Raw genomic sequence first — 12,132 nt, forward strand, 5'->3', positions numbered from 1 at the left:
ATGCTGGGCGGGAAGGACAACTATCCGGTCGACCGCCAGGCGGGGGATCGGATCCGGCAGGTGTTTCCCGGCATGGTCGACATCGCCCGCCAGTCGCGGTACATGCTGGTGCGCGTCGTCCAGCACCTGGCCGCGGAGGCGGGCATCCGGCAGTTCCTGGATATCGGCACGGGGCTGCCGACGGTCGACAACACCCACGAGGTCGCCCAGCGGAACGCGCCGGAGTCCCGGATCGTCTACGTGGACAACGACCCGCTCGTGCTGGTGCACGCCGCGGCGCTGCTCACCAGCGCGCCGGAAGGCGCCACCGACTACATCCAGGCGGATGTGCGCGACCCGGACTTCATCCTCGGCAAGGCGGCGGAGACGCTGGACTTCAGCCGGCCGACGGCGCTCATGCTGATGGGCATCATGGGACTGGTCGCCGACTACGACGAGGCGCGGACCGTCGTGGACCGGCTGCTCGCCGCCCTGCCTTCGGGCAGCTACCTGGCTTTGTACGACGGCACCGACACCGATCCGGCGTACGTCCAGGCCCTGGGCGGCTACAACCGCGGCAGCGGTGCGATCCCCTACACGCCGCGCAGCCCTGAGAAGATCGCGCGCTTCTTCGACGGCCTGGAACTCCTGGAGCCGGGGGTCGTGCCGGTGACGGCGTGGCGTCCGGAGCCCAATCCGTGGGGTACGGCGCCCGAGGTGGCGTGCTGGGGCGGCGTGGCCCGCAAAGCCTGAGCGCGTGCCCGGGCCGTCAAGCGACGGCCCGGGCGGATTGCTCTACTGCTTACGGGGATCCCAGCCGCGGGTCTCTACCCGCAGACCGACCTTACGGGCGATGTCCTCCCACTTCACGAACTTGAAGTTGGTGTTCTCGCGGACCTCGCCGTCGGCGTCCTTCGCCTCGGGCGTGTTGACCCCGTCGTGCGTGACGAACAGGCCATTGCCGAACGTGTCGCCGAGCGGCACGTTCATGGCCATCGCGCCGTCGCTGGTCTGCGCGCCGTCGACCCGCCGCGGCCCGACCTGGAACTGCCCGATGTACGCGTTGCCGCCCTCGCGCCGGTAGACCGCGAAGGTGTTGTCGCCCTGGCTGGACGCCAGCAGGTAGCCCGCGCCGCCGTTCCGGTAGTAGATCGTGAGGCCTTCGGCGTCGGCCGAGAGGTGGTTTCCGCCGAAGCCGCGGTCCAGGCCCGGGTCGCATTCCTCGGTCTCGGGGTCGTAGACGCCGGGCACGCCGTACTCGCGGACCTTGTCGAACAGGACCGGCTGGCCGGACAGGTCGGCGGGCATGCGCCAGATGCCGACGTCCTCCTGGGCGGCGTAGAGGACGTCCCGGCCGCCGTCGACGACCATGCCCTCGACCTGGGCCAGTTCGCCGGGCTCCAGGCAGGGGGTCCAGGTGGTGCCGTCGGGGAGCCGGAAGGAGGAGGGCAGGGTGAGGGTGCGGATCAGCTGGTAGCCGACCTTGCCGCCGGGGGCGGGCGTGAGCCTGAGCAGGCCGATGCTGGTCTGGTGGCGGCGGCTGACCAGCGCGTACACGCCGGTCTTGTCCTGCCAGGTGGCCAGGCCGTAGACGGTCTTGGCCTCGTTCACCTGCTCCTGGTCGTCGTTGAAGACGAAGGGCGCGTTCGGGTCGGTCACGTCGGTGAGCGGCGCGTTGGGCGCGGCGGGGTCGACGGCGTAGATCCTGAGCTGGTCGCGGCCGCGGTCGGTGACCACGGCGAGGTCGCGGCCGCCGAAGCCGTACACCAGGTCGACGTTGTTGAACCGGCCGGGCTCGTCGTCCTCGCCCGGGGCGGCCGGCGCGGCGATGTGCTGGACCTGCGCGCCCTTCAGGTCGTAGACGTAGAGGCCGCCCTCCTTGGCGGTGGCGACGACCAGGCTCTTGCCGGGCTTGGCCGGGTGCACCCAGATCGCCGGGTCGTCACCGTTGGCGTTGCCGCCGTCGCCGTCGTCGAACAGCGCGGGGGTCTCGAACTTGGCGGTGACGGTCGGCACCTCGTCGGCCTGGGCGGGTGACGCGGTCGCTACCGGGGCCAGCGCCGCGACCAGCGACAGGGCCAGGCCGGCGAGCGACGGCGGGGACAGAGGGCGCATGGTGCTTCCTTGCTCTCGGTGATTCAGCCGCCCGATCTTGCCGCGCCGAGAAGAACGCCGGGAGAACACCGATGTGCTGTCAGGAGTCGAATCCCGCCGGACCGGGGAAGCGGCGGCCGAGTTCGCCCGGCGGGAAGAGCCCCCGATCCGCCGGGTGCCGGCATGCGGGCGGCCCGATATCCTCGCCCTCGTGCCTGACGCGATCCCTCGTCCAACCGCCCGCATCCTGATCGTGGATGGAAACGATCGGATTCTGCTGTTCCGCGCGTTGGGACCGACGAAGAATCCGGATTACGCGTGGTTCACGCCTGGTGGCGGCGCCCATCCGGGTGAGGAGCTGGCCGAGGCCGCCGTCCGGGAGTTACGCGAGGAGACCGGTTATCGCGTCGCTCCCGAGGCGATGGGCCCGGTCGTGGCCTTCACGTCGGGCCACTGGGAGGCCAACGACGGCACCCTGTACCACGCCGAGGACTCCTTCTTCTTCCTGCGGGTGCCCGAATTCGACGTGGACCTGTCCGGGATGGAGGAGTTCGAGAGCACGATGTTCGACTCCTTCCGCTGGTGGAGCCTCGCCGACCTGCGCGCCACCCCAGACCGCGTCGCCCCTCTCCAGCTGGCCGACCTGCTGGAACGCCTCCTGAAGGGCGACATCCCAGCCCAGCCCGTGATCATCCCCTGGGGCGCCATCCCCGACTGAGGATCTCCAGGTAGTGCTGGTTGTGCATCACGCCGAGGATGTTCCCGAATGGATCGACCACGGATGCGGTGACGAATCCGGGACCGCGTTCGATCGTCTTCTCGTGCGCCGTCGCGCCCAGGGACAGCAGCCGGTCGAAGGCGGCCTGGACGTCGTCCACGTGCCAGTAGATCACCGCGCCCCCGGCTTCGCCGGACCGGCTGTGCGGGGCGAACCGGCTGTCGACGATGCCGAGTTCGTGCTGGTAGTCGCCGATGCGGAACTCGATGTACGCGGGCGGGCCCTCGATCGGCCGGACGAAGTACGGTTCGATGCCGAGCACCTCGGCGTACCAGGCGTGGGCGTCCGTGAGGTCGTCGGCGTAGAAGGTGACGGTGGTGAGTCCTCGCAACATCGGTGCGGTCCTTTCTTCGGTTGGTGACAACACTCATCCTCCGGCCCAAAGTGCTCACCAATTGAGCACTTTGTTTGGGAAAGTGAAGTCATGCGTGCCGACCGCCTTGTCACCGTCCTCCTGCTCATGCAGGCCCGTGGCCGGGTTACCGCCGCCGAATTGGCCGACGAGCTTGAGGTGTCCGTTGCCACCGCGCGCCGGGATCTGGAGGCGCTGTCGGCGGCGGGCATCCCGGTGTATCCGCAGCCTGGGCGCGGTGGTGGCTGGTCGCTCGTCGGCGGTGCCCGTACCGACTTGACCGGTTTGTCGGCGGCCGAGGCGCAGGCGCTGTTCCTTCTCGTCGGACCGGCCGCGGCCGTCTCGTCCGAGGCCAAGGCGGCGCTGCGCAAGCTCGTCCGGGCGCTGCCGCAAACCTTTAGGGCCGACGCGGAAGCAGCCGCCAGCGCCACGATGATCGACCCCACCCGCTGGAGCGAGCGTGATCGCCGCCGTCCCGAGATGGTCGATCTGCTCCAGACCGCGGTGATCCGCCGCCGGAAAGTACGCCTGACCTATACCAACAACGCCCGCCAGCAGACCGAACGGCTGATCGACCCCTGGGGGCTGATCGACAAGGACGACATCTGGTACCTGCTCGCCGGAACGGAACGGGGTCAGCGGACCTTCCGAGTCGACCGCGTCATCGAGGCCGAACTCACCGACGAGGCCGCCGAACGCCCGGACGACTTCACCCTCGCCACCGCATGGCAGCAGGTCGTCGGCGAAGTCGAGCAACGCCGTTCGCGCACCTGGGCGACCGTGCTCATCGAGCCCAGGTTCGTCCAGGTCCTGCGAAACCAGTTCGGCCGCCACTGCCACCCCACCGGCGAGCTCGACCACGGCCGTGCCCAGGTCCGCCTTGGCGCGCCGACGCCGCTGGACATCGCCCGCCACCTGGCGGGCTGGGGCGCGCTGATCGAGGTGCTCGAACCCCGCTCCGTCCAGGCTGAACTGGCGCGTATCGGCGCCGAACTCGCGCGCCGCTACCCTCCGGAGCGGGGGTCGTCCGAACTCAGTTGACCTTCACGCAGATGACGTAGGCGTGCATCTCGGACGAGGTGTCTCCCAGCGGTCTCGCGGTGATCCACCACGCGTCGGCCTGTTCCCCGTCGGACGCGACGCGCTGGCCGCCTTCGTGGGCGATGGCGGGTGACGACATGTTGAAGACCCATTCCGTGGCGACGACTCCGTTGAAACCGCCACCGGTCGCGACCTCGCCGGGTTCGCAGCGGGCGACCACGTCTCCGGTGTTGCCCACGTCGCTCGGGGGGATCCGCACGGTCTCGCCCTTCCGGACGATGGGCACGCCCGCCATCCCGGCGGGACCGGCCGGACCCTGGTCACCCGGCGGGCCGGCCGGCCCAGCGGGACCCGCGGGTCCTGTCGCGCCCGGGACACCTGCCGGGCCGGTCTGGTTCCAGGTGATCGGGGTCTCTAAGGCGAGGCAGCGCTGGTTCTTGGCGGGGTCGATCACCCGCAGGCTTCCGGTCAGCTTGCCGACGCAGCCGTGGAACTCCTCGGCCCCGGGAACCGCCGCATACGCGGCCCCGCCGCCGAGGATGAGGATGCCCGCAGCCGCCAGCACACCCAAACTTCTCTTCCGTGCCATTTCGTCCTCCTAGGAGTCCCCTAGAGGATCGATCTCCCGCTCGTACGGCACATGAGTACCCTCCTACTCATTCCCAGACCCTCGCTAGAAGATCGTCATCCCCCTAGGGTGGAAACATGACGGGACGAGTGGTTTCGCGGGACGGGACCTCGATCGCGTACGACACGGTGGGCGGCGGGCCGGTCGTGATCCTGGTGGGCGGCGGGCTGGACGACGGGGCGGAGAACGCTCCGCTCGCCGCCGCGCTGGCCGGGCGGTTCACCGTCGTCAACTACAGCCGCCGTGGCCGTGGTAGCAGCGGCGACACCCTGCCGTACGCGCCGGAGCGTGAGATCGAGGACCTTGCCGCGTTGATCGCGGCGGCCGGTGGTCCCGCGCACCTGTTCGGCGCGTCGTCCGGGGGCGCGCTCGCCCTGGAGGCCGCGGCGGCCGGGCTGCCGATCGGCGCGATCGTGCTGTACGAGGTTCCGTACATCGTCGGGGACGGGGTCCCCGCCTGGCGGGAGTACGTGGCGCGGCTGACCGCCGTGCTCGCCGAGGGCCGGCGCGATGAGGCGCTCCGGATGTTCATGCGCCTGGCCGGTTCCTCCGAGCAGGACATCGCGGGGGCCGCGGCCTCGCCGCTGTGGCCCGGCCTGCTGGAGCTGGCCCACACCCTCGGCTACGACGCCGCCTGCCTGGGCGACGGCCCCCCGCCGGCCGCGCGGCTGGCCACCATCACGCGCCCGGTGCTGGTGACCACCGGCGCGCACGCGCCCCCGTTCTTCGTCGAGGCCGCCGACGCGGTGGCCGCGTGTGTCCCAGGCGCCGAACGCGGGACCGTCGACGTGCCAGGGCACGTGCCTGACCCGGCGGTCCTGGCGCCCGTGCTCGCCCGTTTCTTCCTGGCGGCCGTCGTTCAGGACCGGTCGAAGAGGCGGTCGCGGGTGGCGCGGGCGAGGCCCGGGTCGTCGGCGAAGACGCCGTCGACGCCCAGCTCGAAGAGGCGCTCGACCCAGCCCATCACGTCGCCGGTCGCGCGCGGGAACGCCGGGCTGGCCGGGTTGCCGAGCCGGTAGTCCAGCGGGAGCTGCGAGTTCTCGTCGCGGATCGTGAACGGGTGGACCTTCAGGCCCTTGCGGTGCGCGTCGCGGACGAGGCTGGTCGGCTGGCCCAGCTTGCCGGTGGCGTCGACGGGGATGATCCTGGTCGTCGCGGGACCGATGCCGTCGGCGTACTTGGCGATGTCGCGCAGGCCGTCGGGGGTGATCAGGTTGTCGTAGGTGCGCGGGTCGCCGGCGGCCACCAGGTCGTACGGCGCGCCCGAGCCGTTGATGAGCTGCACGATGGGCAGCCGCGTCTTGGCGCGCAGCTCCTTCAGGTTGGTGGTCTCGAAGGACTGGATGAACACCGGCGAGCGCTTGTCGCGCCAGCCGTGCTGGTTGAGCACCTCCAGCAGCGGCTCCTCCAGGGACAGGCCGATCGAGTCGAAGTACGTCGGGTGCTTGGTCTCGGGGTAGACGCCCACGCCGTACCGCTTGGCCAGCTGGATGACCTCGTCGAAGGTCGGGATCTGCGCCAGCCCGTTGTAGGCGGTGTTGTCCGGCCGCAGGTCGGGGATGCGCTCCTCGGCCCTGAGGGTGCGCAGCTCGGCCAGGGTGAAGTCCTCGGTGAACCAGCCGGTGATCTGCAGGCCGTCGATCGTCTTGGTGACTCGGCGGGCCGCGAACTCGGGATGGTTCTCCACGTCCGTGGTGCCGGAAATCTCGTTCTCGTGCCGGGCCACCAGGATGTGGTCCTTCGTGGAGACCAGATCGGGTTCGATGTAGTCGGCCCCCATCTTCGCGGCCGCCTCGTACGACAGCAGCGTGTGCTCGGGCCGGAAGGCGGGAGCGCCGCGATGCCCGATGATGAGCGGCTTGTCGTCACCGTGCCGCTCGGCTCCGAAACGGTCCGCGGTGGCGTTGCCGGGCACCAGAACCGACACCAGCGCCCCTCCCGCGAGAACAGCCAGCGCACCGGCCAGCAACCTGCTTTTCACCATGACACATCCCTTTGCTAGAGAACTCGCGGGCACGCTAGCGAGGCCACCTGTCCCGGGAATGTCGAGGCAGTTAACGATCAGTGGGCACGCGCGGTCAGATGTACGCCCGGCGGCGGGTTGATCACGAATGCGGATCGGCGCGAACTCCGCGTAACCCGGCCGCATCGGTCCAGGTATGAGGAAATCGGCCCTGGCCTGGATCGGTCACCCGCTGACCGTCGCCGCCGTAGTGGTCCTGCTGCTCAACGATCACCTTTTCAAGGGCCTGTGGCCCGGCGTGGTGACCGGGAAGCTCAGCGACTTCGTGGGGTTGATCGCCGCTCCGGCGCTGGTCAACCTGCTCATCCGCCGCCCGTGGTTGTCCATTCTGGTTACCGGTGCGGCGTTCACGCTGGTCAAGACCACCGCCACGGGCGCGTACCTCGCATCCCAGGCGTGGACTCTCGTGTGGGGTCCCTCCCTGGTCCTGGCCGATCCGACCGACCTTTTCGCCCTGCCCGCCCTGTACGCCGCCTGGTGGATCTGGAACCACCCCGACCCGGGGGCGGAGCGGCTGGCCAGGGCGGTGGTCGTGATTCCCGTCACCGTGCTGGCCGTGTCGGCGACCGGCCAGTCGGAGCACTACCGGCCGTACAGCGCCTATGCGGTCGAGGTGATGGGCGACAAGATCGTGGTCGCGATCCGCGGCTACAGCTCGTCCGACGCGTATCCCAAGGCGGGCTACGTCTCCGGCGACGGCGGGAGAACGTGGTACGGCCAGTCCACACCGCTGACGCTCAACCCCCAGACGTCGGCCTGCGTCGCGGACCGCTGCTACCGGATCGTGCCCGGCAGGCTCAAGGTCGAGGAGTCCACGAACGGCCGGTGGGTGGCCTCGTGGGAGATCTCCCCCGGCGACCAGGACCGGCTGGCGCGCGCCCACCCGCCCGATCTCCCCGGAGACGCGGAGGCCGCGGAGTCCCTGGCTATCGCGGTTCAGCAGCGTCCGGACGGGCACGTCGTGGTCGTCGCCAACGGCGCGGACGGGATCGCCGTGCGGGACGTCTCCGGCACCTGGCGCCGGCTGGGCTGGACAATGCACGGCTTCGACGCCGCAGCGGCGGTGTCCCTGTCCGCAACGGGAAAATATGACGACTCCGTTTCGACGGTGGCGCTGGTGGCGGCCCTGGCGGCGGGGCTGGTGACGCTCGCCTGCGGGGCGCGGCGGCTCGAGTTCGGCGCGGCCTCGTTGCTGACGTGGGTGGGGATCTGCCTGTTATCGGTATCGCGGACGGACCCACTTTCCCACGTGTTCCTGCTGCTCCTGGGCCTGGGCATGGTGCCCGGCGGAATAGGCAGCATGATCGTAACCGGCATGCAGGGCAGAATCCCGTTCCGTGTCTGGGCGATCGGCGCGGCCACCACGGCCATCACCTACTTCGCGGCCATGACGCCCGTCTACCTGTGGAGCGCGGGCCATCTTGACCACTACTCCATGGCGGTGGGCTGTTCGGTCGTCCTGGGGTGTGCCACGGCCGTCGTGGGCATTCTCACGGTGTTTCACTTTGAGTACGGAAACATCCACTTAAAGTGAGATGACGCTGGTCATCGTCATGGTCCACACTGCCGGATGGACAACGCGTAAGATGATCAAGAGATTGGTGTCCCTTCACCCCCGGGGAGCGGTTGCGTGCCGACTAGGCAGCGGGTTCGTCAGGTTCTGGAACACCGGCTCGCGCAGCGGGCCATCATCGCCGTCATCGTGATCAACGCGATCACCATCGGGTGCGAGACCAGCACCTATCTGATGGATCGGGCCGGGGGCGTGCTGCACGCCATCGACCGGATCGCGCTGGGCGTCTTCATCGCCGAACTGGGCGCCCGCCTCTACGCGTACGGGCGGGCCTTCTGGTCCGATCCCTGGAACTGGTTCGACGCGATCATCGTGGGTCTCGCGCTGATTCCCGCGTCAGGCCCCGCCTCGGTGCTGCGGGCGCTGCGCATCCTGCGGGCCCTTCGCCTGGTCTCGGCCGTGCCGAGCATGCGTCGGGTCGTCGGCGCGCTGCTGACCGCGGTGCCGGGCATGGCCTCCATCATCGGCCTGCTCGTCCTCATGATCTACATCGCGGCGGTGATCGCCACCAAGCTGTTCGGCGACATCGTCCCCGAACGATTCGACGCGCTCCCCAGCTCCCTGTTCACCCTGTTCCAGATCATGACCGGTGACGACTGGGGGAACGTGGCCCAGGAGGTGATGGAGCAGAAGCCATGGGCGTGGATCTTCTTCATCGCCTACATCCTGATCTCCACGTTCGTGGCCCTGAACCTGTTCATCGCCGTCGTGGTCAACGCCATGAACGACGCCGAGCCCTCCCCCGCGGAAACCCGGGCCCAGCAGGACATCGAAGCCCTCAAAGAGGACCTGGCGGCCATGAACGCCAAACTCGACCAGCTTCTCTCCCATACCGCCCAGGTCCGCGTCAACGGCCGCTCGCACGCGGACTAGGCGGAGCCGTGCTCAGCCCAACCGCGAGCCGAGCATGGCCGTACCCATCCCGGTCAGGCTCGGCAGCGCGGCGGGACGGCCGCTAATCAGCAACAGCAGGGCCTGAATGGGGCCCTCCACCACTACTCCCTCGCCGACCGTCCAGTCGACGTCGGTGGCGACCAGTCGTAGCCCCCGGAACTTGCGCTGCGGGTAGAAGGGGAAACCCCGCTCCCAGATGTGGGTTGCGGCGGCGCGTGCCGGCTCCAGCGGCATGGGGCGTTCGATGCCCAGGGGCACGGCGATGTCCTGGCCGTGCACCAGGGCGTCGAAGAGCGGGTCGAGCGGTTTCGTGGTGGGCGCCAGGCGGCGCGAGTACGCCGACTCGCGGATCTCCTCGATGATTCCGGCGATCGGCCGCTCGGCGTACCGGATGGCGGAATCGCGGATCATCCTGTTGAAACTGCCGCGCGCCCTGATGAATTCGATCAGTGCCGCCGCGTTGCCGACCTGGGTGGCGACCGCGAGGTGCGCGGCCACATCCCGGATCCGCCATCCCTCGCACAAGGACGGCCGATCCCAGTCGCCACCTTTCGGTAGCGCGTCGAGCATGTCGGCTAGGCTGTGCCGCTCGGCCTCGATGGCCGCCCAGATCTCCCGCTGGTCCATCACTCGCTCCTTAGTAAGGTAACCTGAATATAATGCTTCCTTAGCAATTGGAGAAGCCCTTTGGCCGAGACCCACCCGCCGCACGTCGTCGCCCAGCTGTACGAGGCCTACCTCCGCCTCTCCGACTTCGTCTTCGACGCCGGCAAGAGGTTCGACGACCGCCTCCGCCCCGCCCACTCGGCGGTGTTCTTCCACATGGAGCACGAGGGCATCCGGCTGAGCAGGCTCGCCGAGAAGGCGCAGATGACCCCGCAGGCGATGGGCGAACTCGTCGACCAACTCGAGGAGATGGGCTGCCTGCGCCGCATCCCCGACCCCGCCGACCGCCGCGCCAAACTCATCGTCTTCACCGAGCTCGGCGACAAGGCCCTCCTGATCGGCTACTCCGCCATCGACGCCGTCGAACACCGCCTCGCCACCCTCCTCGGCGACGACGGCTTCGAAGCCCTGCGAACCACCCTGAACCGCATCCGGACCGAATTCTGATGGCGTACGCGGACTGGCTCGCCGAATATGACCGGTCGTACGAGGATCCACCGTCCACGAACATCGCGGAATGCCCCGACTGCGGCGCCCGGGAACTACGCCTGGCGTTCGTCCAAAGCACCGGGGACCTGGAGAAGGGTGTTCCCCAATTCTGGTGCGGGAGCTGTCTGACCGGCATTTTCTTCTGCAGGGTCACGATTCCCGAGAACGCAACCGTCGTGTCCGGCGCGGAAATCCCCGACTTCCGCATCATCAGCCCAGACTGATCCCCATCGCGAGGATGAGAATGCCGCTGCCACTCTCGGCGCCTGTGCTCCTAGTTCGTCGGCGCGAGCCGGACCAGCAGGTCACGGACGGAGTCGTCGAGGTTGGCCTGGAGTTCGGGGCTGGAGGCCGGCGGGTCGCATCGTTCCGTGATGTAGACGCTCGCGCGCGGGCCTTCCGAGTAGCCGAACATGAGGCGGAACGAGTCGCCTGAGCCTCCGTGACAGGAGCCACCGGTTGACCAGTGGTCCAGGGAATTCAAGGCCGCCGCCAGTGAGCGCGCCTCCTGCGGGCCATACTGCGCGCGAGCGTGTCTTTTGTGGCGCGGGGCGTTCCTGCATATCAGCACCGAGACCGGCGCTTCGGGAACCATCGACTGATCTTGGCCTCGACGCCCGCCTTCCCCCAGGCAAGGATGCTCCGGCGGTTCAATCTTCCAATTCCCCGTACGATGCGCGGCGGTGATGGCCTTTCCGACGTACGATCGCGAACTCACGGTGCCATTGGTCGTCGCCACGCAGGAATTGACTTCCTCAGCGCTGCCCACCCATAGGGCCTCGCCACCGGGATAGTCAAACCGGATGAGATAGTTGATCATTCTGCCGCCCATTTGCGTGCAGTCCCAGCTATCCCCTGTCGTGGGGAGATATGACAAGTCCCGGGCCATAGCCAGCACGTCGTTCGTCACGACCCGGGATCCGGCCAGCCGTTCCCGGCCCATCCTCGTATTTGTCCCCGGGTAAGCGCAGATCGTCGCGGAGACCGGCTGACCCGGCACCAGCACATCATCGACTCCGTCGATATCCGCCGCCGCCGGAACCCAGCCCCCGGCCCCACCCCCGCCGTACTCCTGCGGGCACGCCGACCGCGTGGTCGGCGATTCGGACACCGACGCCGCCACGGAACACAATGCGACCGCCGTCAACGTGAACCCGGCCGCCAGGGAGCGCTTCACACCGTTAAGACGTCGATCCCGCCCGATCGGTTTCGCCGCAAAGTACAGCGGGGCGAGGGCGATAATTCTGGCGTGAAGGGGTATTCCAGGCGGTTGTTCTTGCAGGGTGGGGTTGTTGCCGCCGCGGGGGTGCTGGGGGCGGTGGTTCCGGCCGAGCCCGCGCATACGCCGGATAGGTCGTTTGTGTTGTTGCGGCGGCGGTGGCGGGATGTGACCGCCGGGGCTTGGGTCGATGCCGGGGTGGAGCCGTATCGAACGAGGTTGGGGCAGTTGGGGGTGGAGGCGGGGCGGTTTCGGGATGCGATGGTGTTGTCGGATTTGGGCGTTTGGGGGGATTTGCCGTTTCCGTCGTTTGTGGGGACGCCGGAGCGGTTGCTGGGGATGGCGCGGGCGTTTGTGCTGCCGGGGACGGGGGTGACCGGGGATCCGGGGTTGGGG

At 68.9% G+C, this 12,132-nt stretch carries 13 protein-coding genes and 2 pseudogenes; 9 read left to right on the plus strand and 6 right to left on the minus strand.

What is annotated here, in order from left to right; translation table 11 throughout:
* On the plus strand, positions 1 to 732 hold the full coding sequence (locus Amac_RS33010; RefSeq protein WP_246268874.1) for an SAM-dependent methyltransferase: 732 nt from the start codon (positions 1 to 3) through the stop codon (positions 730 to 732).
* A gap of 42 nt (positions 733 to 774) precedes the next feature.
* Here the strand turns inward: Amac_RS33010 and Amac_RS33015 are convergent, their stop codons facing one another.
* A complete protein-coding gene (locus Amac_RS33015) occupies positions 775 to 2,094 on the minus strand; it encodes a phytase (protein WP_155358345.1) in 1,320 nt (439 codons plus the stop codon).
* A gap of 37 nt (positions 2,095 to 2,131) precedes the next feature.
* Between Amac_RS33015 and Amac_RS33020 the strand changes: the two genes are divergently transcribed.
* Entirely contained in the window at positions 2,132 to 2,791 is a 660-nt protein-coding gene (locus Amac_RS33020; RefSeq protein WP_218041435.1) for an NUDIX hydrolase, read from the plus strand.
* Here Amac_RS33020 and Amac_RS33025 read toward each other — a convergent pair.
* Complete coding sequence (locus Amac_RS33025; protein WP_155358346.1) at positions 2,763 to 3,185, minus strand: VOC family protein; 423 nt, start codon at positions 3,183 to 3,185, stop codon at positions 2,763 to 2,765. The two genes, Amac_RS33020 and Amac_RS33025, sit on opposite strands and share 29 nt — an antisense overlap.
* Positions 3,186 to 3,275: 90 nt before the next feature.
* Here Amac_RS33025 and Amac_RS33030 point away from each other — a divergent pair, with 90 nt between their 5' ends.
* Entirely contained in the window at positions 3,276 to 4,244 is a 969-nt protein-coding gene (locus tag Amac_RS33030) for a helix-turn-helix transcriptional regulator (protein WP_155358347.1), read from the plus strand.
* Here the strand turns inward: Amac_RS33030 and Amac_RS54625 are convergent.
* On the minus strand, positions 4,237 to 4,833 hold the full coding sequence (locus tag Amac_RS54625; protein ID WP_176611960.1) for a hypothetical protein: 597 nt from the start codon (positions 4,831 to 4,833) through the stop codon (positions 4,237 to 4,239). The genes Amac_RS33030 and Amac_RS54625 overlap by 8 nt on opposite strands.
* Positions 4,834 to 4,949: 116 nt before the next feature.
* Between Amac_RS54625 and Amac_RS33040 the strand changes: the two are divergent.
* Positions 4,950 to 5,663, plus strand: a pseudogene (locus Amac_RS33040) (alpha/beta fold hydrolase); the annotation flags it as partial.
* Positions 5,664 to 5,731: 68 nt separating this feature from the next.
* On the opposite strand, the gene Amac_RS33045 reads toward Amac_RS33040, so the two are convergent.
* Positions 5,732 to 6,856 (minus strand): glycerophosphodiester phosphodiesterase, encoded by a 1,125-nt coding sequence (locus Amac_RS33045; protein ID WP_155358348.1) that lies wholly within the window; start codon positions 6,854 to 6,856, stop codon positions 5,732 to 5,734.
* Positions 6,857 to 7,031: 175 nt separating this feature from the next.
* On the opposite strand from Amac_RS33045, the gene Amac_RS33050 reads away from it, so the two are divergent.
* Both Amac_RS33050 and Amac_RS33055 read left to right on the plus strand, forming a co-directional pair.
* Positions 7,032 to 8,429 (plus strand): hypothetical protein, encoded by a 1,398-nt coding sequence (locus Amac_RS33050; protein WP_155358349.1) that lies wholly within the window; start codon positions 7,032 to 7,034, stop codon positions 8,427 to 8,429.
* 96 nt (positions 8,430 to 8,525) lie between these two features.
* Positions 8,526 to 9,341: an ion transporter gene (locus Amac_RS33055; protein WP_155358350.1), complete on the plus strand. Its 816-nt coding sequence runs from the start codon at positions 8,526 to 8,528 to the stop codon at positions 9,339 to 9,341.
* 12 nt (positions 9,342 to 9,353) lie between these two features.
* Here the strand turns inward: Amac_RS33055 and Amac_RS33060 are convergent, their stop codons facing one another.
* Positions 9,354 to 9,989, minus strand: a complete 636-nt coding sequence (locus Amac_RS33060) for a maleylpyruvate isomerase family mycothiol-dependent enzyme (protein ID WP_155358351.1) — start codon at positions 9,987 to 9,989, stop codon at positions 9,354 to 9,356.
* Positions 9,990 to 10,049: 60 nt separating this feature from the next.
* On the opposite strand from Amac_RS33060, the gene Amac_RS33065 reads away from it, so the two are divergent.
* Together Amac_RS33065 and Amac_RS33070 are read left to right on the plus strand one after the other, a co-directional pair.
* On the plus strand, positions 10,050 to 10,475 hold the full coding sequence (locus Amac_RS33065) for a MarR family winged helix-turn-helix transcriptional regulator (RefSeq protein WP_218041436.1): 426 nt from the start codon (positions 10,050 to 10,052) through the stop codon (positions 10,473 to 10,475).
* Entirely contained in the window at positions 10,475 to 10,741 is a 267-nt protein-coding gene (locus tag Amac_RS33070; protein ID WP_155358352.1) for a hypothetical protein, read from the plus strand. Before Amac_RS33065 ends, Amac_RS33070 begins: the two co-directional genes overlap by 1 nt.
* Positions 10,742 to 10,791: 50 nt before the next feature.
* Here Amac_RS33070 and Amac_RS33075 read toward each other — a convergent pair whose 3' ends face one another.
* Entirely contained in the window at positions 10,792 to 10,932 is a 141-nt protein-coding gene (locus Amac_RS33075) for a hypothetical protein (protein ID WP_155358353.1), read from the minus strand.
* Positions 10,933 to 11,766: 834 nt separating this feature from the next.
* Here Amac_RS33075 and Amac_RS55440 point away from each other — a divergent pair.
* Positions 11,767 to 12,132: pseudogene (locus Amac_RS55440) on the plus strand (lyase); the annotation flags it as partial.

This window comes from Acrocarpospora macrocephala, from assembly GCF_009687865.1.
GTDB classification, from domain to species: Bacteria; Actinomycetota; Actinomycetes; order Streptosporangiales; family Streptosporangiaceae; genus Acrocarpospora; species Acrocarpospora macrocephala.

Excerpts from the sequence above, each read along its gene's own strand:
- Amac_RS33070 (WP_155358352.1), top strand. The coding sequence starts at position 10,475 with ATGGCGTACGCGGACTGGCTCGCCGAATATGACCGGTCGTACGAGGAT.
- Amac_RS33045 (WP_155358348.1), bottom strand. The coding sequence starts at position 6,856 with ATGGTGAAAAGCAGGTTGCTGGCCGGTGCGCTGGCTGTTCTCGCGGGA.
- Amac_RS33050 (WP_155358349.1), top strand. The coding sequence starts at position 7,032 with ATGAGGAAATCGGCCCTGGCCTGGATCGGTCACCCGCTGACCGTCGCC.
- Amac_RS33075 (WP_155358353.1), bottom strand. The coding sequence starts at position 10,932 with ATGTTCGGCTACTCGGAAGGCCCGCGCGCGAGCGTCTACATCACGGAA.
- Amac_RS54625 (WP_176611960.1), bottom strand. The coding sequence starts at position 4,833 with ATGGCACGGAAGAGAAGTTTGGGTGTGCTGGCGGCTGCGGGCATCCTC.
- Amac_RS33025 (WP_155358346.1), bottom strand. The coding sequence starts at position 3,185 with ATGTTGCGAGGACTCACCACCGTCACCTTCTACGCCGACGACCTCACG.
- Amac_RS33030 (WP_155358347.1), top strand. The coding sequence starts at position 3,276 with ATGCGTGCCGACCGCCTTGTCACCGTCCTCCTGCTCATGCAGGCCCGT.
- Amac_RS33015 (WP_155358345.1), bottom strand. The coding sequence starts at position 2,094 with ATGCGCCCTCTGTCCCCGCCGTCGCTCGCCGGCCTGGCCCTGTCGCTG.
- Amac_RS33060 (WP_155358351.1), bottom strand. The coding sequence starts at position 9,989 with ATGGACCAGCGGGAGATCTGGGCGGCCATCGAGGCCGAGCGGCACAGC.
- Amac_RS33010 (WP_246268874.1), top strand. The coding sequence starts at position 1 with ATGCTGGGCGGGAAGGACAACTATCCGGTCGACCGCCAGGCGGGGGAT.